At 60.2% G+C, this 25714-nt stretch carries 20 protein-coding genes; 15 read left to right on the top strand and 5 right to left on the bottom strand.

The window, feature by feature from the left end; all coding sequences use genetic code 11:
* Window positions 1–242: 242 nt before the first annotated feature.
* The gene (locus ACIQUB_RS12870; RefSeq protein ID WP_402929969.1) at window positions 243–797 is read right to left on the bottom strand and encodes a hypothetical protein; all 555 of its coding nucleotides are present in this window, start codon (window positions 795–797) and stop codon (window positions 243–245) included.
* Between ACIQUB_RS12870 and ACIQUB_RS12865 the strand changes: the two genes are divergently transcribed.
* From ACIQUB_RS12865 to ACIQUB_RS12840, 6 genes are all read left to right on the top strand, one after another.
* Window positions 748–5415 (top strand): DUF4082 domain-containing protein, encoded by a 4668-nt coding sequence (locus tag ACIQUB_RS12865; RefSeq protein ID WP_402929967.1) that lies wholly within the window; start codon window positions 748–750, stop codon window positions 5413–5415. The genes ACIQUB_RS12870 and ACIQUB_RS12865 overlap by 50 nt on opposite strands.
* Window positions 5416–5423: 8 nt before the next feature.
* Window positions 5424–6644, top strand: a complete 1221-nt coding sequence (locus ACIQUB_RS12860; protein WP_402929965.1) for a GTP-binding protein — start codon at window positions 5424–5426, stop codon at window positions 6642–6644.
* 34 nt (window positions 6645–6678) lie between these two features.
* Window positions 6679–6972, top strand: a complete 294-nt coding sequence (locus tag ACIQUB_RS12855) for a hypothetical protein (protein WP_018896722.1) — start codon at window positions 6679–6681, stop codon at window positions 6970–6972.
* Between the two features lie 31 nt (window positions 6973–7003).
* Window positions 7004–9139 carry a peptidase domain-containing ABC transporter gene (locus ACIQUB_RS12850; RefSeq protein WP_402929962.1) on the top strand — a complete coding sequence of 712 codons (2136 nt, stop codon included), beginning with the start codon at window positions 7004–7006 and terminating at the stop codon, window positions 9137–9139.
* Window positions 9136–10539: an HlyD family type I secretion periplasmic adaptor subunit gene (locus ACIQUB_RS12845; RefSeq protein ID WP_402929960.1), complete on the top strand. Its 1404-nt coding sequence runs from the start codon at window positions 9136–9138 to the stop codon at window positions 10537–10539. Before ACIQUB_RS12850 ends, ACIQUB_RS12845 begins: the two co-directional genes overlap by 4 nt.
* A gap of 182 nt (window positions 10540–10721) precedes the next feature.
* Complete coding sequence (locus tag ACIQUB_RS12840; RefSeq protein WP_402929958.1) at window positions 10722–11663, top strand: glycosyltransferase; 942 nt, start codon at window positions 10722–10724, stop codon at window positions 11661–11663.
* A 532-nt stretch (window positions 11664–12195) separates the two neighbouring features.
* On the opposite strand, the gene ACIQUB_RS12835 is transcribed toward ACIQUB_RS12840, so the two are convergent.
* A complete protein-coding gene (locus tag ACIQUB_RS12835; RefSeq protein ID WP_402929956.1) occupies window positions 12196–13455 on the bottom strand; it encodes a glycosyltransferase family 2 protein in 1260 nt (419 codons plus the stop codon).
* 179 nt (window positions 13456–13634) lie between these two features.
* On the opposite strand from ACIQUB_RS12835, the gene ACIQUB_RS12830 reads away from it, so the two are divergent.
* Window positions 13635–14429, top strand: coding sequence for a WecB/TagA/CpsF family glycosyltransferase (locus ACIQUB_RS12830; RefSeq protein WP_402929954.1), 795 nt, complete (start codon window positions 13635–13637; stop codon window positions 14427–14429).
* A gap of 113 nt (window positions 14430–14542) precedes the next feature.
* Here ACIQUB_RS12830 and ACIQUB_RS12825 read toward each other — a convergent pair whose 3' ends face one another.
* A complete protein-coding gene (locus ACIQUB_RS12825) occupies window positions 14543–15736 on the bottom strand; it encodes a hypothetical protein (RefSeq protein WP_402929952.1) in 1194 nt (397 codons plus the stop codon).
* A 111-nt stretch (window positions 15737–15847) separates the two neighbouring features.
* On the opposite strand from ACIQUB_RS12825, the gene ACIQUB_RS12820 reads away from it, so the two are divergent.
* Window positions 15848–16129 (top strand): hypothetical protein, encoded by a 282-nt coding sequence (locus ACIQUB_RS12820; protein WP_402929950.1) that lies wholly within the window; start codon window positions 15848–15850, stop codon window positions 16127–16129.
* 264 nt (window positions 16130–16393) lie between these two features.
* Here the strand turns inward: ACIQUB_RS12820 and ACIQUB_RS12815 are convergent, their stop codons facing one another.
* Complete coding sequence (locus ACIQUB_RS12815; RefSeq protein ID WP_402929948.1) at window positions 16394–17413, bottom strand: glycosyltransferase; 1020 nt, start codon at window positions 17411–17413, stop codon at window positions 16394–16396.
* Window positions 17414–17717: 304 nt separating this feature from the next.
* Between ACIQUB_RS12815 and ACIQUB_RS12810 the strand changes: the two genes are divergently transcribed.
* On the top strand, window positions 17718–18701 hold the full coding sequence (locus ACIQUB_RS12810) for a glycosyltransferase family 4 protein (protein WP_402930293.1): 984 nt from the start codon (window positions 17718–17720) through the stop codon (window positions 18699–18701).
* On the opposite strand, the gene ACIQUB_RS12805 is transcribed toward ACIQUB_RS12810, so the two are convergent.
* Entirely contained in the window at window positions 18693–19745 is a 1053-nt protein-coding gene (locus ACIQUB_RS12805; RefSeq protein ID WP_402929946.1) for a glycosyltransferase, read from the bottom strand. The genes ACIQUB_RS12810 and ACIQUB_RS12805 overlap by 9 nt on opposite strands.
* A gap of 327 nt (window positions 19746–20072) precedes the next feature.
* Between ACIQUB_RS12805 and ACIQUB_RS12800 the strand changes: the two genes are divergently transcribed.
* The 6 genes from ACIQUB_RS12800 to ACIQUB_RS12775 are packed head-to-tail and all read left to right on the top strand — an operon-like array spanning window position 20073 to window position 25571.
* A complete protein-coding gene (locus ACIQUB_RS12800; RefSeq protein WP_402929944.1) occupies window positions 20073–20579 on the top strand; it encodes an acyltransferase in 507 nt (168 codons plus the stop codon).
* A complete protein-coding gene (locus tag ACIQUB_RS12795; RefSeq protein ID WP_402929942.1) occupies window positions 20576–21613 on the top strand; it encodes a Gfo/Idh/MocA family protein in 1038 nt (345 codons plus the stop codon). Before ACIQUB_RS12800 ends, ACIQUB_RS12795 begins: the two co-directional genes overlap by 4 nt.
* Window positions 21610–22716 (top strand): DegT/DnrJ/EryC1/StrS family aminotransferase, encoded by a 1107-nt coding sequence (locus ACIQUB_RS12790; protein WP_402929940.1) that lies wholly within the window; start codon window positions 21610–21612, stop codon window positions 22714–22716. The genes ACIQUB_RS12795 and ACIQUB_RS12790 overlap by 4 nt, the downstream gene beginning before the upstream one ends.
* Window positions 22706–23416, top strand: coding sequence for an acyltransferase (locus tag ACIQUB_RS12785; protein ID WP_402929939.1), 711 nt, complete (start codon window positions 22706–22708; stop codon window positions 23414–23416). Before ACIQUB_RS12790 ends, ACIQUB_RS12785 begins: the two co-directional genes overlap by 11 nt.
* 2 nt (window positions 23417–23418) lie before the next feature.
* Complete coding sequence (locus ACIQUB_RS12780; RefSeq protein WP_402929937.1) at window positions 23419–24393, top strand: NAD-dependent epimerase/dehydratase family protein; 975 nt, start codon at window positions 23419–23421, stop codon at window positions 24391–24393.
* The gene (locus ACIQUB_RS12775) at window positions 24390–25571 is read left to right on the top strand and encodes a DegT/DnrJ/EryC1/StrS family aminotransferase (RefSeq protein WP_402929935.1); all 1182 of its coding nucleotides are present in this window, start codon (window positions 24390–24392) and stop codon (window positions 25569–25571) included. The genes ACIQUB_RS12780 and ACIQUB_RS12775 overlap by 4 nt, the downstream gene beginning before the upstream one ends.
* Window positions 25572–25714: the final 143 nt, after the last annotated feature.

Here is a 25714-nt window from a genome sequence, read left to right as displayed (position 1 = left end):
CTTGCATGCGAAGCAACGCAAACATATCGGCGCAGACATTCAAATAAAATCCATTTAGAACACTTCGAACCAAGTAATCAAAACGAAGTACAAACCGCTTTTCTGCATACCACTGATTGCCGTCGTTTCCTGCAGCGCGAAAGATGGCACCATGGCCACTCGTCGGGGGATGTGTGGCATATGATTAAAGTACGCGGTCGTAGTAACAGTTATCTCAGTGCGTTCGGTGGAGCCACGACAGTCTATGCCGCAGCCCAGACCTGGGGCACTGGCGCCGCGCCCACCGCTTCCGATGCCACCAGCGGCCAGCCGAACCCGGCGGCCACGGCCTTCCAGGTATCGTCAAATGTTGCGGCGACCAGCACGGTAACCGCGTTCAGTTCTGCCAGCAGTGCTGCGACGACCACGGTTTCAGAAACCGCAGCGCTTGTCGACACGTCCACGACGACGGTGCCGACCACAGAGCCGCGGACGGTCCTGCCGGTCGATGCCGCGCCCGTCACTACTCGCCTCGTGACGGCAACCACGAATGTCGCCCTTCCGGAAAGCAGCACCAGTACGTCATCGATCGATGCCTCGACCTCCTCTGTTGACACTGTTACCCCCATCGTTTCAACCGTCTTGCGCGTAGCATCGACCAGCGTGGCATCGGTGGAGAGCACCAGCGAGCCCACCGCGTCGGCAAGCGCGCTGGTAGCGCCGACGGCTGCGGTGACTGCCACGCCCAACAAGATCGCCCTCGAGAACATGAAACAGGGCACCTCGCGCAGCGAATGGGCGCTTGAAGGAGATGGCAACGGCACCATCCAGGGCTTCGCCACCGAGATCAGCACCAACATCGGGCAAACCGTCGACTTCAAGATCGCGACGGATTCGACGCACTACCGTATCGATATCTATCGCATGGGCTATTATGGCGGCGACGGCGCCCGCAAGGTCGCCTCGATCGACAAGTCGCTGACGACAGCGCAAATCCAGCCGCACCCGATCGTCGACATGTCGCTCGGCCTGATCGACTGCGGCAACTGGTCTGTATCTGCCAGCTGGGAGATTCCCGCGGATGCGGTATCGGGTGTCTACTTCGCCAAGCTCGTGCGCGAAGATGGCGTCGAGGACGCCGGCATCATCCCGTTTATCGTGCGTGACGACGCCTCGACCAGCGACATCGTCTTCCAGACATCGGATACGACGTGGCAGGCGTATAATGCCTGGGGCGGCGCAAGCCTCTACTACGGCGAAGTGCCGGTCGATCCGGCCGACATGATCGGCTATCTGCCGCCGAATTGCAGCTGTGGCCTGACCGCGATCGGCCGCGCCTCGGCGGTGAGCTACAACCGCCCGATCATCACCAACACCAGCCCCGTCGGCGGTGCCCACGATTACATTTTCGGCGTCGAAGCTTCCGCCATCTCCTGGCTGGAGCAAAACGGCTACGACGTCTCCTATATCTCCGGCGTCGATTCCTCACGAAGCGGCAGCCTGCTGTTGAACCACGACGCCTTCCTCTCCGTCGGTCATGACGAGTACTGGTCGGCCGAACAGCGCGCCAATGTGGAAGCGGCGCGCGACAGCGGCGTCAACCTGGCCTTCTGGAGCGGCAACGAGGTCTATTGGAAGATCCGCTGGGAGACCAGCATTGACGGCAACGGCACGCCCTACCGCACGATGGTCTGCTACAAGGAAACCTGGGGAACCAGCAGCGACCCAAGCGATGTCGGCACCGGTACATGGCGCGATCCGCGCTACGCCGACCCAGGCCAGCAGCCGGAAAACGCCCTGACCGGAACCATGTTCACGGTCGACAGCTACCGCGCGGATACAATTACAATTCCATACGACTATTCGCAGCTGCGCTTCTGGCGCAACACCGATGTCGCCAACCTGCAGCCCGGCGAAACCTATAGTCTGGTGCAGAATCTTCTCGGCTACGAGTGGGATTCCGACGTGGAGAACGGCTTCCGGCCGGCTGGTCTCATCAACCTGTCTCTGTCGAGCGTGTCCGTGGACACCTATCTGCGAGACTACGGAACGACCGTCGGCAGCGCCATAGCGACACACAGCCTGACCATGTACCGCGCCGAAAGCGGCGCGCTCGTGTTCGGTGCTGGCACCGTTTTCTGGTCATGGGGCCTCAACGCCGACCACGAGGGTCCAGCCACGCCGACAGATCCGAATGTCCAGCAGGCCATGGTCAACATGTTCGCCGACATGGGCATTCAGCCGACGACGCTGGATGCGAGCCTTGTGCTAGCCACGCAATCGACAGACACCCTCAAGCCGACGTCGACCATCACGTCGCCGACACTCGGCGGCAGCTTCCTTGAAGGTCAGCATGTCACTGTTACCGGAACCGCGGTGGATTTCGGCGGCGGCATCATTGCCGGCGTCGAAGTCTCGACCGATGGCGGGCAGCACTGGTTCAAGGCTACGGGTCGCGAAAACTGGAGCTACAATTGGGTCGTCCAGGCGAGCGGCACCTACACGATCATGTCGCGCGCGGTGGATGACAGCGTCAATCTGGAGACGCCATCGGCCGGTACACAGGTGACCGTTTCGCTGCCGGAGACGCAGGGGCTTTGGACGCTTGCGTCAAAGCCTGCGACCGAGACCGCGATCGATCGAGATTCCGTCGAACTCGGCGTTCGTTTTCAGGCGACGACCGGCGGTTTCGTCCAGGGCATCCGCTTCTTCAAAGGCTTCTACAATATCGGCGAACATGTCGTCAGCCTTTGGAACGCCGACGGAACGCTTCTGGCAACAGGCATTTCCACCAATGAATCGCTCTCGGGCTGGCAGACCGTCATGTTCTCGAGCCCCGTACAGATCATGGCGGGGACGACATATACCGCCTCCTACCACAGCAATGGCTACTTCTCGGTCACCGAGAACTATTTCGGATCGTCATACAGCAACGGGCTGTTGAAGACCGTCGATGGCGGCGGTGTCTTTGCCTACAGCTCCAGTTCCGTCTTCCCGAACCTCAGCCCAGGCGGCTCGAATTACTGGGTGGACGTCGTCTTTGACGCTGGCCCAAACACTGCCCCGGTCGCCACCGACGACAGCGGCTTCACGATCGGCCGCAACGGCTCCTTGACCATCTCGATCGCGGCGCTAGTCGCAAACGACACGGATGCCAATGGCGACGCTCTGACGATAACAGCTGTCGGCAATGCGGTGAACGGGACGGTGTCATTGAACACCCAGACCGGAACGGTAGTTTTCACGCCGACCGCTGGCTACACCGGCCCGGCCACGTTCAGCTACACCCTGTCGGACGGACGCAATGGCACCAGCCAGGGCAATGTCAGCCTGACTGTCCAGGAGGGACCCGCGGGCGTCGGGCTGTTTGCAGCTGGCGAAGGACCAACCGGTTCGGCAATTCACGAAAATGCGCCGGTGGAACTCGGGTTGAAATTCGTTTCATCGGCAAGTGGCACGATCACCGGCATCAGCTTCTACAAGGCGGCCGGGGATACCGGCGCCCATACCGGATCCATCTGGACCGTGGATGGACAGCTGGTCGGAACTGTAACCTTTGCCAGCGAATCGTCGAGCGGTTGGCAGACTGCGACGTTCGGCAGCGCGATCCAGATTACGGCCGGCGTCACCTATATTGCGTCCTATCATACGACTGGCTCCTACGTCGCAACCACGAATTATTTCACGACCAACCACACGAACGGCGTGCTGACCGGACTATCCAGTGCCGCAAGCGGCGGCAATGGTGTCTATGCCTATGGCGCGAATTCGCTGTTTCCTAACTCCAGCTATCAGGCGTCAAATTACTGGGTGGATGTCGTCTTCAACCAATCGACGGTCAGCAATACCGCGCCAGTCGCCGCGAATGACAACGGACTTCAGGCCTATTCAAACACCGCTCTATCGATCGCCGCCGCTACGCTGCTTGCAAACGATACGGACGCGGATGGAGACGCGCTTTCGATAACAGGCGTGAGTGGCGCGACCAACGGCACGGTCACCTTCAACAGCCAGACCAACTCCGTCATCTTTACCGCGGCGAGCGGCTATGTCGGCGCAGCAAGCTTTACTTACACGATCTCGGATGGGCGCGGCGGCACTGCGTCGGCGCAGGTGAATCTTACGGTCAGTCAGCCAACCACCTCGCCAACGATGAGCAGCCTATTTTCCTCATCGCAGGCGCCAACCGTCGCAGCCGATACCGACCCCAATTCCGTCGAACTCGGCGTCAGGTTCGTCGCCTCTTCCGACGGGCAGATCACCGCACTTCGTTATTACAAGAGCGCTCAGGATGCTGGAACGCATGTCGGTTCGCTCTGGAGCAGTACGGGCACTCTGATCGCGTCCGCGGTCTTCACCAACGAGACGGCAAGCGGGTGGCAGACGGTCACGCTGTCTGCCCCGATCACCATCACCGCCGGCACCACCTACGTCGCCAGCTACCACTCGAACGGCTATTATGCGGCAACGCCGAACTACTTCACGGCGGACTATTCGAACGGTGGACTGACCGCGCCGAGCGGCAACAACGGCGTCTACGCTTATGGTTCGACAAGCCTGTTCCCGACGGCGAGCTACAACGCGACCAACTACTGGGTCGACGTGGTCTACCAGAGCGGCAGCGCGCCGACAGTCGCGAACACTGCGCCGGTGGCGATGGATGATACAGGATTCCAGACGTCAGCAGGCACAGCTCTTACTATCCAGCCGTCAGCGCTTCTCGCCAATGACACGGATGCCGACGGCCACACCTTGTCCGTCACGGGCGTCAGCAACGCCGTGAACGGCACCGTGGCTTTCAACAGCCAGACGAACGCCATCACCTTCACGCCGACAGCCGGCTATTCGGGTGCGGCCAGCTTCTCCTACGCCATTTCCGACGGAGCAGGCGGGACGGCGTCCGCGCAGGTTTCGCTGACGGTCAATCCGCAGTCGACAACACCCACGGAAAGCGTCTTTGCCGCGAACGCGACGCCAACTGTCGTTTCGGTCAACGACAATTCGCCCGTCAATCTCGGGATGAAGTTCCAGGCCGACGCCGCAGGCTGGATCACCGGCATCAGCTTCTACAAGGGCGCCACGAATACCGGCACCCACACCGGGTACCTCTGGACTGCGACCGGCGATCTGCTGGCAAGCGCGACTTTCACCAACGAAAGCGCCAGCGGCTGGCAATCCGTCACGCTGTCGAACCAGGTGGCGGTCTCCGCAGACACCACCTACGTGGTTTCCTACAGCACCAACGGCAACTACTCGGCGACCGCCAACTACTTCGACAACAGCGTTTCCAACGGCAATCTTGAGGCGATGTCGTCCGCTCTCAGCGGCGGCAACGGCGTCTATGCCTATGGCACGTCCGGGCTGTTCCCGACCAGCACCTACAACAACACCAACTACTATGTCGACGTGGCCTTCCGGCCCCAGCTGGCGGCTTAGAGGTGGTCATGGAACGGGACGCACACGACAAAAGGCTTCCGGTAACGGTTTTGGCGGGCTTCCTCGGCGCTGGTAAAACCACCCTGCTCAATCATGTGCTGCGCAACCGCGAGGGACGCCGCGTGGCCGTCATCGTCAACGACATGAGCGAGGTCAACATCGACGCGGATCTCGTCCGGGGCGGCGACGCCAACCTGTCGCGCACCAACGAAACGCTGGTGGAACTCAGCAACGGGTGCATCTGTTGCACGCTGCGCGACGACCTGTTGACTGAGGTCCGCCGGCTCGCCGCCGAGGGACGCTTCGACTACCTGTTGATCGAGGGCACCGGCATTGCCGAGCCGCTGCCGATCGCCGCCACCTTCTCGTTTCGCGACGAAAACGGCGCCGCACTCTGCGATATCGCCCGCCTGGATACGATGGTGTCAGTTGTCGATGCGGCCAATCTTCTCGCGGATTTTTCGAGCACGGATTTTCTGAGTGATCGCGGCGAGGTGCGCGACGATGAAGACAACCGCTCGCTGATCGACCTTCTGGTTGACCAGATCGAATTCGCCGACGTCATCGTGATCAACAAGATCTCGGAGGTCGATGCGGCAACGCGCATCATGATCCGGCAGATCGTGGCGTCGCTGAACCCGGACGCCCGCGTGGTCGAGACGAACTACGGCGACCTGCAGCTTGGCTCGATCCTCGATACGCGCCTCTTCAGCGAAGCGAAATCGGCGCGCCATCCTCTGTGGCACAAGGAGCTCTATGGCTGGGGCGACCATGTTCCGGAGACGGAGGAATATGGCATAGCGAGCTTCGTATACCGCGCGCGCCGGCCGTTCGATCCGGCAAAGCTTCAGCGTTTCCTTGCGATGGAATGGCCGGGCCTGATCCGCGCGAAGGGCCATTTCTGGCTCGCCACACGCCCCTCGGAAATCGGCCAGCTGTCTATCGCCGGCGTTCAGCGCCAGATCACCGCCAAGGGTTACTGGTGGGCGACGGTTCCGAGAGCGCAATGGCCGCGCTACCCGCAATTCCGGCAACTGCTGGACAAGCACTGGAACGAGACCTGGGGCGATCGCCGCCAAGAACTCGTCTTCATTGGCGCGGGGCTTGACCAGGATGCCGTGTGCGCGGCGCTCGACGATTGCCTTGTCGGCAACGAAACGACCTTCGATCCGCATCTGGCACGAGGCATGCACGATCCCTTTCCAGCATGGCAGCACGGCCATGCGTGACACTTTCTGAAACAACCAAAACAGAGGGCATACAATGAGCAGCGAACTTTATTCCGACGGCATCGGCGAAATCACGGTAACCGGATCGATCGTCAGGATTGACCTGATGTCGCTTTCGGCGACCGAACGCGATGCCAGCAACAACCCGAAGCCTGAATTCCGTCAGCGCATCATCATGCCGGTCGAGGCATTCGCGAACGCGGTGGATCTGATGCAGAAGGCGCTCGGCGGCCTCGTCGAGGCAGGCGCCGTTCGCCGCATCAGCGACATGCAGGCTCCGGCGGCGGATGCGGCTCAGTCGCAGAACGCTTCGCCGAATTTCAACTAAACGCTATCGCTATTCCGGGTGGGCCACGCGTATGTTTTTGCACACCAATCTCCACTGTCTCGCTCTCGTCGCGCGTCACCACGGCGTCGATCTCTCGCCTGAGCGTCTACAGCATGACTACGCCGTAGGAGAGGAACCTGTCGCCGTGCGTCAGCTTCTGCGCATGGCAAAGGACTCCGGGCTGAAGGCCAAGCACCTAACGCTAACCTGGTCATCGCTCTTCGAACTCGGCAACGCCTACCCCATTCTTGCCGAACTTGAGAACGGCAACTGGGTCGTGGTGGCCGGCGCGGTCGATGGCGACGAAAAGCAGGTTCGCGTGCTCGATCCTCTGGCGACCCGGCCGGAATTCATACTGCTCAGCGAAGAGCAGTTCACCAAATCGTGGCGCGGCTCCGTCGTGCTGATGAAGCGCAGTCATCGCATGAGCGATGATGACCAGCCGTTCGGCTTCCGCTGGTTCATTCCAGAGGTGATCAAGCAGCGCAGTTTCTTCCGTGATGTCGCGCTCGCCGCTTTCGTGCTCTACGGCCTCGGGCTGACGACGCCGATGTTCTTTCAGCTGGTCATCGACAAGGTACTGGTCCACCAAAGCTATGCCACGCTGACCGTGCTGACGATCGGCATCGCCGTCGCCCTGATCTTCGACGCGACTTTCAGTTTCCTCAGACGCTATCTGCTGCTCTATGCGACGAACCGGATCGACATCCGCATCGCCACCCGCACCTTCGGGCACCTGCTCAATCTTCCGATCGCGCTTTTCGAGCAGGCCTCCGCCGGCGTCATCGTCAAGCATATGCAGCAGACCGGGCGCATCCGTGAATTCCTCACCGGCCGCCTGTTCCTGACGCTTCTCGACGGGCTGTCGCTGTTGGTATTCATCCCGATCCTGCTTCTTTACAGCGTCAAGCTCACCTTCGTCGTGCTCGGCTTTGCTGCTCTCGTGGGTCTCGTGGTGATGCTGCTCGTCGGCCCGTTCCAGCGGCGCCTGCAGGCGCTTTACAAGGCCGAAGGAGACCGGCAGGCGCTCCTGGTGGAAACCGTGCACGGCATGCGCACCGTCAAGTCGCTCGCGCTTGAGCCGCGCCAGCGCAAGGTGTGGGACGACCACTCCGCCCAGGCGATCTCGGTGCGCTTCCGCGTCGACAAGATCTCGACGGTCGCTCAGTCGCTGACAGGTCTTCTGGAAAAGCTGATGGGCGTGGCAATCATCGGTCTCGGCGCGCTCGACGTCTTCAACGGCTCGATGACAGTCGGTGCGCTCGTTGCCTTCAACATGCTGGCAGGCCGCGTCTCAGGGCCGCTGGTGCAGATCGTCACCATGGTGCACGAGTACCAGGAAGTCGCGCTCTCCGTTCGCATGCTCGGCGAGATCATGAACCAGCGTCCGGAACAGTTCGGCCGCGGCCGCGGTATTCGTCCGCAGCTTCGTGGCCGCATCGATTTCGACAAGGTCACCTTCCGCTATGCGCCCGATGGCGCGCCGGCGCTCGACGATGTCACCTTCAGCATTCCGGAAGGATCGGTCTTCGGCGTTGTCGGCAAGAGCGGCTCCGGAAAGACGACGATCACCCGGCTGATCCAGGGCCTCTACCAGAGCCAGCAAGGCCTGGTGCGCGTCGACGGCTATGACAGCCGCGAGATTGACCTCGTGCATCTGAGAACCAGCATCGGCGTCGTGCTGCAGGACAACTTCCTGTTCAAGGGCACCGTGCGCGAGAACATCGCCGCCGCAAAGCCGGATGCCAGCATTGAGGAGATCGTCGAAGTCGCGCGCATTGCCGGCGCCGAGGAATTCATCGAGCGCCTGCCGCGCGGCTTCGAGACCATACTCGAAGAGAATGCATCCAACCTTTCCGGCGGACAGAAGCAACGGCTGGCGATCGCCCGTGCCCTGATCACCGATCCCAAGCTGCTGATCTTCGACGAGGCGACCAGCGCGCTCGACCCGGATAGCGAGGCGATCATCCGGCAAAACTTGAGCCAGATCGCGGCCGGCCGGACGGTGATCATCGTCTCGCACCGTCTCTCCACGCTTGTCGACGCCGATGCCATTCTCGTGGTCGAACGCGGCAAGATCGCCGATATCGGCCGCCACGATCAACTGGTCACGCGCTGCATGACCTATCGCCATCTTTGGTCGCAACAGATGAGGCAGGTAGCATGAACGCGCACGCTGGAAAGCCAAACCTTCCGGTTCCTGTGGGACCGCACGACAATCAGCTGGCGTCGCGCGGCGCCTTCTCTCCCGTCATATCCGAGTTCCAATCGGATGCCGTCGAGCTCGAGGAACGAGCCCCGCCACGTGTCGCACGCATGACGCTCTACTGCGTCACCGCGCTGATCGTCTCGGCGATCGTATGGGCCTCCGTGTCGTCGATCGACGAAGTGGTGATCGCGCCCGGAAAGCTCGTGACAACACAGCCGACGATCGTCGTCCAGCCGCTCGAAACCTCGATCGTCAGAACCATCAACGTGAAGGCCGGCGATCTCGTGCATACCGGTCAAACGCTGGCAACGCTCGACGCGACCTTCAGCCAGGCGGACGTGGATCAATTGACCGCGAAATTCGCCGCACTCGACGCACAGGTGAAGCGCATCGAAGCCGAACTCTCGGGCGTCGATTACTCGTCCATCGCCGGCGCCACGCAAAACGAGATCTTGCAGGCACAGCTCTTCGGGCAGCGCCGCGCATTCTACATGGCGCAGCTCCAGAACTTCCAGCAGCAGCTCGCAGGCCAGGCCTCGACGATCGCCGCCAGCAAGGCGCAACAGGCCGTTTTGGTCGACCGCCGCGAGAACCTTTCGCGGATCGAAGCCACCCGCGAGCGTCTCTATGACCGTGAAAGCGGATCGCTGATCACGCTGCTCGCCTCCCGCGACGCCCGGCTCGATGTGGAGGCAAGCCTTTCGATGGTCAAGGGTCGCGCCGATGAAGCCGAGCATGCCTATGCGAAGCTCGAAGCCGATCGCCAGGCCTTCATCGAGGACTTTCGCCGCGCGTCGATGGAGCAACTTGTCGATTTGAGAAGCCAGCGCGACACCGCCGGCGAAGAGTTGAAGAAGATGGAACTGCGCCGCAACATGGTCGTCCTGACCGCGCCCGCCGATGCCGTGGTGCTCGATCTCGCCCAGCGCTCCGTCGGCTCCGTGGTCAAGGAAGCAGAGCCGATCGTGACTCTGGTTCCGCTGAACGTGCCGCTCGAAGCCGAGGTCTCCGTCAATTCGCGCGACATCGGCCGCATCGAGACGGACACGAAGGCACGCATCAAGTTCGACGCCTATCCGTTCCAGAAATACGGAACGGCATCAGGCACCGTCCGAACGATCAGCCGCGATACCTTCACCCCGACACAGCAGGACGCCGTCGCCACCCAGTCCAACCAGCCATTCTTCAAGGCCCGCGTTCTCCTGGCCGACAAGAGCCTCGGCACCGACAAAAATCCTGTGCGGCTTCTTCCCGGCATGGCGGTTACGGCGGAGATCATGGTCGGACAGCGGACGGTGATTTCGTATTTCCTGTATCCGCTGCTGAAGGGCTTGGATACGGCGATCCGGGAGCCCTGAGGTGAGCGGATCGGTGAACCGCGCATCAGCCATACGCCCAAATTGTACTTTTGTTTAGCTACCTTCCAGCAGCGCGTGATGACTAAATAAAAACGGGCACCGAATGTGACGACGGGATCGCCGGATGGTCGGGGATACGAGCAGACGTCGGTACAGGACAATAGATGGGGTGAGGACGAAACATGTCAGGCAAAGCACAACGACATCGGCAAGACGGCCAGACGAGTTTGGCTGTGGTGATCGTGACGTACAACAGTGCCGACGCTCTGCTTCCGCTTCTCGATTCGATCCCCTCCGGCTTGGAAGGGGTGGACGATTTTGAGATCGTGATCGCGGACAACGCCTCTCATGACGGATCGGCAGAGTTGGCTGAAGCACATCCCGCCGGCCCGAGAGTGATCCGCATGGGGCGCAATGCGGGTTATGCTGCTGCAATCAACGCCGCCGTCGCGACCGTGGACGACGATCGCGCCATTCTCGTCCTCAATCCGGATTTGCGTCTCTACCCCGGCGCGGCAATGCCGCTGCTCGAGGGACTTTCCGACCCCTCCGTGGGTGTCGTTGTGCCCACGAACTATAGCGAAGAGGGGCATGTCGATCCAAGCCTAAGGCGGGAACCGTCGATGATGACGGCTTGGGCGGACGCGCTTTTGGGTGGTGGTATCGCGGGACGGCTCGGTCTGGGGGAGACGATAACCAAAGCCAGTTCCTATGATAGGTCCGGTCTGGTCGACTGGGCAACGGGTTCGGCACTCCTCGTATCGGCGAAGGCCCGCAAGGCAGTCGGTCAATGGGATGAGTCTTTCTTCCTGTATAGCGAGGAAGTCGATTTTCTCCGGCGCGTGCGGGAGGCCAGGTTCGGTGTTCTTTACGAGCCGCGCGCCAAGGTGATGCACGCCGGTGGAGGCAGCGGTCGAAATCCCAAGCTTTTCGCGCTTCAGACCGCCAATCGTATCCGTTATTATGCCCTGCACCACGGCACTCTAGCAACATTGGTGTTCCGCGCCGCCGTTGCCACCGGCGAAGCGCTACGTTGCTGGCGCAATCCGTCACACCGCGCAGCCTTCTCGAGTTCCTTACGGCCGCTGCTGAAAGGTACCGATTTCATGCTGCTCAGGAACTGACGGATGAGACGGGCTGATCGCCGACCATTCGTTCCTATGGTTTCGCCCTGGCTTCGCAATCGTCTTTCCTGCTCGACCAAGGCGGTGGAACGAGACCAGCCTGGGGCAACCGTGCTGGATGCAGGCGAGCCACTCCATGTCTAGGCGCACGCTGTCCTACGTGCAGGAAATCAGTGGCAAGCTGGAGAACCAGACGGATCACGACGACAATCGAGAGCGGTGTCTGGGCCCCAAACGCAAAGCGTTGGATTCGCTTCAGTTCGTTCGCCAGCGAGTATCCCGCGCATGTGATGTCAATTGGCAGCCGCCATGGCGCCAGCGCGAAAGGCGTTGCAGCCGGCTTGCCAAGGCGTCAGAAGTCCAATGTCACGTCTGTAGCGAAGGTTCGAAGGGCAAGATCGGATGGTACGAATTCCGTTCGCCTGAGGCGACACGTGGCGTTCCAGAATAGTCGACCCGGCGGCAGAGCACTTCTTCCGCAATGCTTGTGCCGTGAATCAAGCGCCGGGACCTGTTCGGACGGTATCCGTCTTCATTGCGGGCGCGAGCGATCGGTCCTCACCCATTCGTGACGGCCGGATGAGAGCAGCATCCGGGGATACTTGTATAGCTTCGCTATGGCATAAGCCGGGAGCCTGATGAGCTGCCTCGGCGGCAGAAGTTCGGTCGCGAATGCCGCCCAGCTAAGGCCGATTGCCAACAGAAAAAGCAAAGCAGCCGCCACCGCGATTGCCAGCGGCAGCAAGCCGATGCCCAAGAGAGCCGCGCATGCCGCGACCAATGTCATGAAGGCAACGGCGGCGGCAAGCAGCGTCAGCGGCGGTACGAGCACGTCAAGAAGGAGGGAGCAGTAGGCCGCGCTGCGCCATGCGCTCGGACGGGAAAGCGCGCCGACTGCAAAACGCATCATTGCCAGATGCCCCCCTTCCCAGCGTCGCCGCTGCGTTTCCACGGCTTCCGTGGATGTAGGGAAAAGACTTGTCACCAGGGCCCGCTCGCAAAAACGCGGTGGCGCGCCCTTCTGCGCCAACTCGAGCGCAAACTTCATATCTTCCACGAGATGCCCGGTCGCAAGATTCGCCTGTTCCACTAGGTTCCATGGCAGCGCCATGCCGGTCCCGGTCATCAGACATGGCAGGCCAAGCCTGCTCATTCCTAGTGGTCGGACATGATTCTTGATGCGGAAGGCGAATTCGCTGATAGCCAGGCCTATGCTGGCGCCCGGCTGTGCCACCTGCAGGTTCCGCGCTTGCACCGGGCGTTCGAATGCCATGACATCGGCGGCCAGCGCATCCAGCGTACCGTTTGCAATCAGGCAGTCCGCGTCGATGAAGACGACGATCGCCGGCGGCGCCTGCCGCAGATGCGCAACGCCGGCAGCCAGCGCGTGGCCCTTGCCGCGGTTGACGGAATCGCGCCGCTCCACCACCTCAGCTCCGAAACTGCGCGCAATCGCCGCCGTCTCGTCATCGCAATTGTCAGCCACCACGACGATCCGGTCGCCGCCGCGGATCTGGTCGCCGATGCTTCTCAGCGTCGCGGCAATCCCAAGCGCTTCGTTGTGGGCCGGTATCAGAACGGCAATCGCGGGCCGAATGGAAAGCGGTCGTTCGGGGCGCCGGCTGGAAGGCCAGGCGCCGGCGACACACTCGATTGCGAAGATGGCCACAAGCGCCAAACAGGCAATGCCGGCCACCGCGAGTGACAAAAGCGCTATCATGTATAGCAAAAGTATTGCCTCTCCGTTTGGACGCAATTTAAAATTAATACCACAGGTATGAACGGTTATCACATCGCTCTACGGTAATTCCTTGTGATGAGCCGGGTTATATCACGCAGAAATAATTACATCCAATTGCTGAAGCTCGGCCAATTGCTCGAATTCGCCGATAAATTATCTTGGAGATAGAAGAGAAGTTTTTTGCTGTGTCGCGCTGCACCGACGCTTGCCTGCGCACAAGGGAGGGACAGATGCCGCTACTGGAAGTTCATTCTCCGCGGGCTGCCCCGCCGACAAGCAGGACACGCCATTATTTTCTCGGCGCACCATTCGATACGATTGCGCAGGATGCGGCTGTCGATCTCGTGAGGAACACTGAATCTCAGGACCGCTTTCGGTATATCGTGACGCCGAATGTCGATCATGTCGTCCGCCTAAACGGCAATCGGTTGCTTGCGCCTTATTATGACGATGCCTGGATGTCCCTCTGCGACAGCAAGCCGATCTCGACGCTATCGCACGCCGTGGCGCTCGACTTGCCGCTCGTCACGGGATCGGACTTGACTGCACGTATCTTCAAAACAGTAATCCGGCCGGGCGATCGCATTACCCTGATCGCAGCCAATTCGATAGTCTCGGAGCAGATGGAAACAATGTTTCCCGGTGTCCGTTTCCGAAGCTTCGTTCCTCCTCCAAATGTCCTGAAAGACCCTGCCGGCTTGCAGGCCTGCGTGGATTTCGTGGCTGCGGAGCCCGCACGCTTTGTCTTCATCGCAATCGGATCGCCGCAGTCAGAAAAGATTGCCTATGCGCTTGCCCAACGGCCGGAGGCATGCGGCGTGGGTCTGTGTATCGGCGCATCGCTGGAGTTTCTTCTCGGGGCCAAGGAGCGTGCGCCGATATGGATGCGCCAGTTGGGGCTGGAGTGGGCGCATCGGCTGGCATCGGATCCCAGACGGCTGTGGCGGCGATATGTCTTCGCCGTCGGTCCACTGTTGCAATTGTTCGCCAAAGAACTCTTCACCCGTCGTCACCAACGCCAGTAAACGGATCGCTCCGCCACAGGGATAAGATGACGGTGTCGGCGCCGGCAACGAAGCGGTTGATGCGCGTTTCCAGACGGTGACTAGGCAGATCAATCGGAACAGGCGATAACCAGTCAGCTCTTGGTTAGATCCGTTACCGCATAGCCTCGTTTGCATTCGTATGGCTGGAAATTGACCTTATCCAGCCCCCATGCTTCGTAAGTGAGCTCAGCCGGTTCCGGCGACAGGTTCTGGATAATCTTGTATTCGCCAGAGTTAGTCGGTATCATCGATGCTTCAAATGGAAAAGGAAGCGCGCCGTCCGGCTGTTTTTCCGTCGTCCGGACAGACTTGAGCAGCGTGTAGGGCCGCCTGCCGCCCTTCACCTTGTCGACAAGAATGTCTTCAATCTCATCGATTTCCGAGTGAAACGTCAGCAGCTCCTTCTGCAGGTCCTCCGGCGTCGCATCGTATGAAAATTCCGGGGAGAACATGAACGGAAAATAGATGATCCCGACGGCGCCGTGAATGATGGAGGACCACGCCTGCGCCCGGAATTCTGCCGGCGTTGTATTCCTTCCCGGCGACGACGCATCGTATTTTGTCAGTGCTATGAACGAAAACTGCGGACGGCCACCGCTCCACCGTGACAGCCGGTCAATCGCGTGGCCCTGCTGTGTTGAAGCATAGTCATCGATATCGATGACAAGATCGTTTCCGGTGGCGATCGGATAAGAGTCGTGTCCCAGCCAATCGATGTATGGACTATCGGCGTAGTCGGACATGATCTTTTCTAGATAGACGTTGATGACGTGGTTTCCGACATGATTTATCCACAAGGGTTTCCCGCCACGGGACAAGACCCGCGCAACGGTGTCAACTTGAGCGGGCGTAACCGAGACACCCTCATAAGTGATCCCTTGGCCGCCCTCTTTCAAATTGGACGGCTCATCGACCATGGCAATAGCCAAAAAATAAGGGTTGGCAATGTCTTCTTTGAATGCCGCGGGGTCTGTGAGAACGTAATCACCATCGACGCCGGCTGGCTCTCGGACCATATAAAGTCCATACTTTACCGCCTCTTTCGTCCATTCTGTGCGGTCAGCGCCACCGTTCATCGTGAAGATGGTGTTCACTCCGAGAGCTTTCCAGTGCGCCATCTTTTCAACCGGCTGCTGGTAAGCTCCGCGCACAAAGAAGCTCGGCCCGGGAAGCAGAGAGCGCTCTGCTGCATGGACGGCGTTCATGCCTCCCATCCACAAGCCGAGGTTTGCCAGCGGCAGCGAAGCCATTGCCTTTAGAACGTCACGTCGCCTTGTCTCATTCATCTAGTGCCTCATTTTTCTCTCAGGTCGCGCGGGCGAGGTCGTAAGTCGCACCGGTCGCAGAAAATGTCTCGGTCGCATTGAGTGTCGGACCAAAACAGCGGAAAATTCGATATGGCGCAGGCAGGCCCATTCGGCCGCCGACCGGAATGGCACGACGTGTATCAGTCAGAATGCATTCTGGCAGGCGGTGAGCGAGCGATGCATACCCTTCTCCAACATACTGTCACTCGCGGCCGAACCACACGAAAACAAGAACAAGAACAAGAACAAGAACAAGAACAAGAACAAGAACAAGAACAAGAACAAGAACAAGAACAAGAAAGTAATAACTTAATCGAATATAAAATACAAATCAGTAATAATTCTGAAATTGATAGGCAACAATACCTCTAGAACCAGCCTTGCGCAGGCTACCAAAATTGATGATGCCGACGGCCACGCCGCAGAAAGCGGCCCAGTCCGGCTTTCGTGATCAGCATGCATAAATAGTACTGCTGCGTTTGTGGCGTAAGGTGCAGTTGTTGCAACCCAAGCAAGGCCGACGCGGCGCGCGCCCTGAGGAACCATCGGGGCGACAAGTTTGATATCACGTGTGTGTGTGCGAACGGGTGCGTTACTGACCGCTATCCATCCTCAAACTGGAGAGCCGTTGTTCACCTATGCCGAATTTCCGTGACCCCGGTGATGCGGCCGATACGCTGCCGCCTTGAGTGCGCGAGCCATGCGCCAAGCTTTCTGTCCGAGCGCCCGTCTGACGGCAAGGCGCAACCATGCCGGACTCAGCCGGATATTGGAATCCAGTTTGCGAGCGAGCTTTTCCAAGGCGAGCGAAATATTCGTGTCTCCTTCATTGAAGGCGCTGCAAGCGTGCGACAATGCCTCCCTTGCAAGAGCTCTCGTGAGCACACCACGTGTCGCCTCCACATTCGGCAACTGACTGCCGCTCAAGTTCAGGAAATGCTCGAACGCAGCCAACCGTTGCTCGATGTCCGGCAGCCAGACAGATGAGTAGGCGCGGGACATATTCTGAGCGTGAACTCTGTAGACCGCCTGCGGCTCGTTCACAAAGCCCACTGGCCCCTGCGCTGCCAACAGGAGCCACATTGCGAGGTCGCCGGAGTGAGGCAAGTCTTTGCGATATCCTCCCGCGCGCTTTTGCGCGCTCGTCCTGACAACGGCAGTTGGCGTGGGAACGATGTTTCGTCCCTTCAACGCCTGGACAAATTCATCGCAGCGTAAGAGCAACGGCGGCGCTGTCGCAGAGCCGCCAAACGGCTCACTGTTGATCTGGCTGCCATCATCCGAAAGAACAACCGCGTTCCCGAACACGAAACTGATATCAGCGTGCTCGCTCATAACCTTTGTTGCATGATAAAGAGCCCCCGGGAGCAAATAATCATCTGCCGACAAGAGGAGAAAGAAGTCAGAACAGGCCCACTCGATACCCTCATTGTAAGTATCTATATGCCCTTTATTATTTACATGCCGACGAAACTCGACTTGCTCGTTTCGAAACGCCAGATCCGATCCGATTTCCTGTGTATTGTCAGGCGAGCAATCGTCTATTATGAGGATTCGCACATCCACACCATCCTGAGACAATACACTTTCCACGCATTCGGAGAGGAATTTCCCGTAATTATAACAGGGAATTACAACGTCAACTGTACTTCTCATCGCCTCACCCAGATAAGATTAGTCAGATCTCAATAAATCCATTTCTTATTACATCAATATAGTATAATTTGAAGATAGGCACTTTGGATGCTCGCTTGTCAGAAGGTATTTTTGTTAAATGCGTATAGGCATAATATATCCAAGCAATGATCCGACGTCCCCGCAGAACTGGTCTGGAACACCCAACGGACTATGTGGGGGGCTGCAAGCACTAGGCATAGAAGTGGTACCCGTTCCCTGCGTCTTGCCTGTCTGGCGACGTATCCCGCGCGGTGTCCGCGCCCGGCTGCCGCACTTGGGCTACATGACATTCGATCGTTCACCCGGCTATGTACGCGCCCGCTCAAACCAGATCGCAAAGGCGCTCGCCAAGTCGCTTCCCCTTGACGGCGTGATTGCCATGGGCACCGACGTCTATGATCTGGAACTGGCAGCGAAACAATGCACCGTTCCGATCGCCACCTATGACGATGGCACCTTCGCGCTTTTCTTGCGTTATCCGGACTCAGATATCAGCGCACTGAAGCTGCCTGATGAAGAGGTCAACGAATGGGTCGAGCTCCAAAAGGTCGCCTGCCGTCGCGCGGACGTGGCTTGCGTGAGCACGGAATGGGCCAAGAGATCAGTCATCGATGATTTTGGCTTGGCGGAAGACAGAGTACGCGCCGTGGGCATGGGTCATAAGCCCAGATCGCATGTCCGCGCCGATCGAGATTTCGATAGACCTAGCTTTTTGTTTGTCGGCGTCGATTGGAAACGCAAGAACGGCGATGCTGTCCTCGCTGCCTTCGCGCGAGTACGCGAGCAAGTTCCCACTGCAACGCTTTCCATTGTGGGAATGCACCCCGCCCTAGACCAACCCGGCGTCCGCGGATATGGCTTTCTGGCTCGAGAAAACCCCGAAAGCCAAGAATGCCTGAACAGGCTCTTTGCTAAAGCGACGGCCTTCGTTCTCCCGAGCCTGTTCGACCCCTCACCGATCGCTTATCTGGAGGCCGCCTCCGCCGGCCTTCCCGTTATCGCCACAACGTGCGGCGGCGCAGGGCAACTGCTTGGCGACGCCGCGATCAGTGTGAACCCCTACGACCACGACGCGTTGTTTCAAGCAATGTTGGCATTGTCTGATGGTCAGTTGGCACGCTCAATGGGCGCAAAGGCGTTGGAACGTTCAGCTAGCTCCAGGTGGCAGGACGTTGCCGGGCGCATCGTTGACGCCCTGCAAGCCAGCGGACGCCGGATCGCTTCACCTGCAAGGCGAGAGAGGCTCGATGCCGCTTCGTCATACTAATCCAGCGAACTCGCCATACATCGCCACAACGTCGTCCCGCTCCCGCGCGACCGAATATTCACCAAGTATATACCCGCTTGCTGCCTGGCCCTTGGCCTGACACCAGCCGGGCTCTGCGCGTTCGGCCTGCATGGCGTCTTCCAACGCCCTCGCGAAGCCGAACACGTCTGCGGCCTCCACCGGCTTGCTGAATTCCGGACGGAAGAATTCGCGGCCGCCGAAGCCGTGCTGGCCGATCACGTAGTTGCCGCAGGCCATTGCCTCGGCTGGCGGCAACCCGAAGCCCTCCTGGTGCGTGAAGGCGAGATAGATCTTGGTGGTGCGTAGCTGCGCGGCAACCTCGCTCTGCGTCAGATTATGCAAGGGAACGACCGTCCACCCATCCAGCACGCCGCGCTCCTTCAGAATCTGCAGGACCCTGTGTGCATCCTGCGCCATTCTGCGCGGCATGTAGGCGATGCGGTTGTCGCGCGGCCCCTCCGGCACATGGAACAGGCGGTCGTCGATGCTGACGTGCACACGCCGCACGCTGCCTTGCCCAAATGTGTAGCTCAGCGCCTCCCTATCATGCTCGGAGACAGTGACCACGGCTTTCAGATCGGCGCTCGGTCGATAGTGGCGTGCAACCGAGAGATCCGTGCCGCGCCAGGTCAGATGGCTGTTCTGGTTGAAGATAACCCGCGCGATGCCGGGTGGGACGTTGTCCAGTACGCTGACGCAAACTTCCGGGATCACCAGCAGGTCGCCCTTAAGGACGGTCGTGTCCGCGACGTTTGCGATGCGGGTGTCGTTCTCGAACCACGAACAGCGAAAACCGCGGCGCTGATGCAGCACGGCTGCATCGATCCCCGCCGCGTTCAAAATGTCGACATGGCGATAGATCACCCGCAGGCCGCCTGCTGCCTCGCGATAATCAGGCGTGAGGAAATAGATGGTTGGGTTTTTCGACGGTTGCAGACCGGTCGAAACGCGCATTCGGTTGAGCCGCGCCCGACGCGCCGCTGCCAAGCGCCGCAAGGCCTGCATGCCGATCCTGCTTATCACGCCTAACGCCCTTCCCTCTTTGCACGTACCGGCGACAAAAAGCCCGCAACGCCCTGCACGCAAACCCTAGTCTCGGAGCATTACCCGATCCCGTCGTAATAATCACGGAATTACTGCGATTAATATTGAATCTATTTTGATTAACACTTCAATATACGCCTTTCGAAGCAGAAAATACCTATTTTTGTTTCCTTTACGCCCAAGGCAAAAACCGGTCTTCTTGCCATGAAATACAGGCTCAGTCCTTAGATCACAGTGAGTAAAGAGTACGTCGCGGCAAAGATCGATTTCCTGGCAGCGGCGACACGGAAACAGGGGCTCCACAGCATGATCGCTTCGAGCGTAAAACTGGGTGAAGGCGTCGTGATCCATCACCCGGATCTTGTAAATCTCTATGGCTGTTCGATCGGCTCGGGCTCTCGGGTCGGCACCTTCGTCGAGATTCAGAAGGGCGCGCTGATCGGTGAGAACTGCAAGATCTCCAGCCACTCTTTCGTTTGCGAGGGCGTGACGATTGAGGATGGCGTCTTCATCGGCCACGGCGTGATGTTCACCAACGATCTCCAGCCGCGTGCCGTCAATCTCGATGGCTCGCTTCAGTCGGATGCCGATTGGGCGGTCGTCCCGACGCTCGTCAAGCGCTGCGCCTCGATCGGCAGCAACGCGACCATCGTCGCCGGCATCACGATCGGCGAAGGCGCGCAGATCGGCGCCGGCGCGGTCGTGACCAAGGATGTTCCGGCATACGCAATTGCAGCAGGCGTTCCCGCGCGGGTCATTGGCCGCGCCAAGGACGCTCCAGTCGAAATTCTGTCATCTGGGAGGGCACGATGATCGGTATCGCCGTCGTCGGTTATGGCTATTGGGGACCCAATCTGGTCCGAAATTTCGCGGAAACGCCAGGCGCACAGCTCTTGTGGGTTTGCGATCTGAAGAAGGACAGGCTCGGCGCCGTGCAGATGCGCTATCCGACCGTCCAGATCACCGACGATTTCGACGAGGTCCTTCGCGATCCCCGCGTCGACGCCATCGCGATCGCGACACCGGTTTTCGCCCATTACAAGCTTGCTATGCAGGCCATGATGGCCGGCAAGCACGTGTTCGTCGAAAAGCCGATGGCTTCGACCTCGGAAGAGGCGCGGCGGATGGTGGAAGAAGCGACCCGCCGGGGCCTGATCCTCGCCGTCGACCACACGTTCATCCACACCGGTGCAGTCCGCAAGATGCGCGAGATCATCGAGACCGGCCTCGGCGACGTCTATTATTATGACTCCGTACGCGTCAATCTCGGCCTCTTCCAGCATGACGTCAGCGTCGTTTGGGATCTGGCGGTACACGACCTGTCGATCATGGACTATGTGCTGCCGGAAAAGCCGGTCGCGGTCTCCGCCACTGGCATGGGGCATGTGGCCGGCGAGCCCGAGAATATCGCCTATCTCACGCTGTTTTTCGAAAGCAAGCTGATCGCCCATATCCATGTGAACTGGCTGGCGCCGGTGAAGGTGCGGCGTACGCTGATCGGCGGCAGCAACAAGATGATCGTCTATGACGATCTTGAGCCCAGCGAAAAGATCAAGGTCTACGACAAGGGCATCACGCTGAACGGCAATGCCGAGCAGAATGGCGACAAGGTCTACGAGATGCGCGTCGGCTACCGAACCGGCGACATGTATGCGCCACAGCTCGACATGACGGAAGCGCTCGGCCGCGAGCTGAAGCAATTCGTCGATTGCGTCGCCAACAACAAGCAGCCGCTCGCCGATGGCCACGCCGGCCTGCGCGTGGTGCGCATTCTTGAAGCCGCGACGCAATCGCTCGCCCAGCGCGGCCGTGTCATCGAACTCGAACAGGCAAGGCTGATAGCATGATCCCGTTGCTCGACCTGAAGGCTCAATACGCGTCGATCAAGGACGATGTCGACGCCGCGGTTCTCCGCGTTCTTGCTTCCGGCCACTATGTTCTCGGCGAGGAAGTCGCGCGCTTCGAAGAAGAGTTCGCGCGCTATTGCGGCACGAAACACGCCATCGCCGTCAACACCGGCACCAGCGCTCTGCACCTGTCGCTGCTCGCGGCCGGCGTCGGGACTGACGATGAGGTCGTTACGGTATCGCTGACCTTCGTCGCTACCACCGCCGCCATCTGCTACACCGGCGCACGGCCGGTTTTCGTCGATGTGGAGCCGGTAACGCTCACCATGGACCCGGCGAAGCTGGAAGCGGCGATCACCCGCAAGACCAAGGCGATCGTCCCGGTTCATCTCTATGGCCAGATGGCCGACATGGATGCCATCCAGGCGATTGCCGACAAATATGGCCTGCCGATCATCGAAGATGCCTGCCAGGCGCATGGCGCCGAATACAAGGGCAAGCGCGCAGGCAGCATCGGGCTTTCGGGCAGCTTCAGCTTTTATCCTGGCAAGAACCTCGGCGCCTGCGGCGAAGGCGGCATCATCGTCACCAATGACGACGAGCAGGCCAAGGCAATGCGAATGCTGCGCGATTGGGGCCAGGAGAAGCGCTATCATCACGTGATGAAGGGCTACAACTACCGGATGGACGAGATCCAGGGCGCGATCCTCAGGATCAAGCTGCGGCATCTCGAAGACTGGACCGAGGCCCGCCGCGCGCGCGCCGCGCGCTATTCGGCGCTGCTTGCCGGATCGAGAAGTGTCCAGGCGCCCCTTGCTGCAAGCGACCGCCGCCATGTCTACCACGTCTATGCGGTTCGCACCCCTGATCGCGATCATCTGCAGCAGGCGTTGCGCGACGAGGGCATCCATACCGGATTGCACTATCCCGTACCGGTTCACCTGCAGGAAGCCCATGCCGATCTCGGCTACCAGATCGGCGACTTCCCGGTTTCGGAAGCGGCGGCGCGCGAAGTGCTCTCGCTGCCGATCTATCCGGAGCTGACGATGCGCCAGGTCGAAGAGGTCGTGGCCGCGGTGGAGCAGGACGCCTATGTCAGCTGACCCAGCCCCACTCGTCCGGCTTGTCCAATCGGTACACGGCCTGAAGGAAAACGCTACGGATCCGCTCTATCAGACCGAGCTCGCCAAAGAGTTGCGCCAGACATACGGACTGGCGGGGTTGGTGGAACTCTATGCGCGTTTCGCCAATGGCGACGGCTTCGTCGACGCCTTCATGCGCAAGGTGATCTGGAACAGCTTCACGCGCTCCTGCGGCTCGGGCCTGCAGGTTGGCAGCGGCGCCGGGTTCAAGCACCCCGAAACCTTTGAAATCGGCAACGGCGTGTTCATCGGCGCGCAAGCTTACATCCAGGGTCGTTTCGACGGCACCTGCAAGATCGGCGACAATACGTGGATTGGCCCGCAGGCCTATTTCGACGCCCGCAACCTCATTCTTGAGGAATGCGTCGGCTGGGGCCCGGGGGCCAAGGTTCTCGGCTCCAGCCACACAGCCCTTCCGATCGACGTGCCGATCATCCGCACCGATCTCGAAATCAAGCCGGTGCGCATCGGCGCCTGGGCCGATATCGGCACCAATGCCACCATCCTTCCGGGCGTTACCGTCGGCAAGGGCGCGATCGTCGGCGCCGGCGCGGTTGTCGTGGCGGATGTGGAACCGTTCTCGGTCGTTGCCGGCGTGCCGGCCAAATTCATCCGGTGGCGCGAAGACTCCGATCCCTCAACTGTAAAAAGCGTGGAGTAGTCATGAAGAACCAGCGAATTCTGATCACCGGCGGCGCGGGCCTCATCGGCTCGCATATCGCGGACCTCGTTGCGCTGGAAGAGCCCCGCGAGATTGTCATCATCGACAACTTCGGGCGTGGCCGCCGGGAAAATCTGGCCGAGGCGATCAAGGCAGCACCTGTCACGATCATCGAGGGTGACATCCGCGACCGCAAGCTGCTCAAGGAAACATTCGCCGGTATCGACACCGTATTCCACCAGGCGGCCATCCGCATCACCCAATGCGCCGAAGAGCCGCGTCTGGCCTTCGACGTTCTGGCCGGCGGCACGTTCGATGTGCTCGAGGCGGCCGTTGAAGCAAAGGTTTCCAAGGTCGTCGCGGCATCGTCCGCCTCGGTGCTCGGCCTTGCCGAGAGCTTCCCGACCACCGAGGACCACCACCCCTACAATAACCGCACGATCTACGGCGCCGCCAAGGCCTTCAACGAAGGGCTGCTCAGAAGCTTTGCGGATATGTACGGCCTGCGCTACGTCGCGCTTCGCTACTTCAACGTCTACGGACCGCGCATGGATGTGCACGGCGTCTATACTGAGGTGCTGATCCGCTGGATGGAGCGCATCGCCAGCGGTCTGCCGCCCATCATCCACGGCGACGGCCTGTCCACGATGGATTTCGTCCATGTCCACGATATCGCCCGCGTCAACATGCTTTCTGCGAAGTCCGACGTGACGGACGAAGTGTTCAACGTCGCCAGCGGCGAAGAGACCAGCCTGCGCGATCTCGCGGAGCTGCTGATGAAGGTCATGGGCGCGTCGATGGACGTGCAATATGGGCCGGCGCGCAAGGTCAACGCCGTTCCCCGCCGTCTTGCCTCGACGGCCAAGGCCGAGAGCATGCTCGGCTTCAAGTCCGAAATCAGCATGGAAGAAGGCCTGCGCGATCTTGTCGCCTGGTGGCGGAATGAGAAGATGCTGAGCACCGGAGAAGCGGCATGAGCCAAATTCCCGTCGCAAAACCGGTTCTCGATGAGCAGGAAGTAGAGGCGGTCCGCCGCGTCATCCTGTCGGGCTGGGTCACGCAGGGCCCGGAAGTCGCGGCCTTCGAACGCGAGTTCGCCGATTTCGTCGGCGCCTCGCATGCCTGCGCGGTTTCGAACTGCACCACGGCGCTCCACCTTGCCCTGCTCGCGGTCGGCGTCGAAGCCGGCGATGAGGTCATCACCGTCAGCCATTCCTTCATCGCGACCGCCAACGCGATCCGCTATTGCAACGCGACGCCCGTCTTCGTCGATATCGAGGCCGATGGGTTCAATATCGACCCCGAGCTGATCGAGGCGGCGATTACGCCGCGCACCAAGGCGCTAATCTGTGTGCATCAGCTAGGGATGCCGTGTGATCTGAGCCGCATCGTCGAGATCGCCGAGCGGCATTCGATCCCCGTGATCGAGGATGCGGCCTGCGCAACCGGCAGCGAGATCCTCTGGAAGGGACGCTGGGAGAAGATCGGCAAACCGCATGGCGATATCGCCTGCTTCTCCTTCCACCCGCGCAAGGTGGTGACCACGGGCGACGGCGGCATGCTGACGACCGCGAACCCGGAGTATGACCGCAAGTTCCGCCTCTGGCGCCAGCACAGCATGAGCGTCACCGACAGCGTGCGCCACGGTTCCAAACAGGTGATCTACGAAAGCTACCCGGAAGTGGGTTTCAACTACCGGATGACGGACATGCAGGCCGCGGTCGGCCGAGAGCAGCTGAAACGGCTGCCTGACATCGTCGCCAAGCGGCGTGCGTTGGCGGCCGGCTACACGCAGGCGCTCGAAAAGCTGGACGGTATGCGCGCTCCCTTCGAGCCGGATTGGGCACGGAGCAACTGGCAGAGCTATTGCATGACACTGCCTGATCATCTTGACCAGCAGGAGTTCATGCAGGGGCTGCTCGATCAGGGCATTTCGACGCGACGTGGAATCATGAACAGCCATCTCGAGCCAGCCTACGCGGCAGAGACTTCGCACCGGGTCTCGGGCGATCTGCAGAACAGCGTCAACGCTCAGAACCGGACGGTCATTCTGCCGCTGTTCGTGCAGATGACCGACGCCGAACTCGGCGAGGTCGCGGACGCCATCGCGGGCAGCCTGGCGTCTTCCACACCCGCGATCGCCAAGGCCGGCTGACCGACACTCTGGACATGGGAACGGCGAGGCAGCGGCGCGGCGTCATGCCTTGCGCTCAAGACGTTCCCGATGTGGCGGCAATCCCGAAACACAATCAATCGAGGCAGAAGAGCGCCTAGCGGCCGGAACGGCGGCCAGCAAAA

It is taken from the genome of Rhizobium sp. NPDC090275, from assembly GCF_044772225.1.
Taxonomy (GTDB): Bacteria; Pseudomonadota; Alphaproteobacteria; order Rhizobiales; family Rhizobiaceae; genus Rhizobium.
This window is presented reverse-complemented; position numbering and strand designations above follow the sequence as displayed.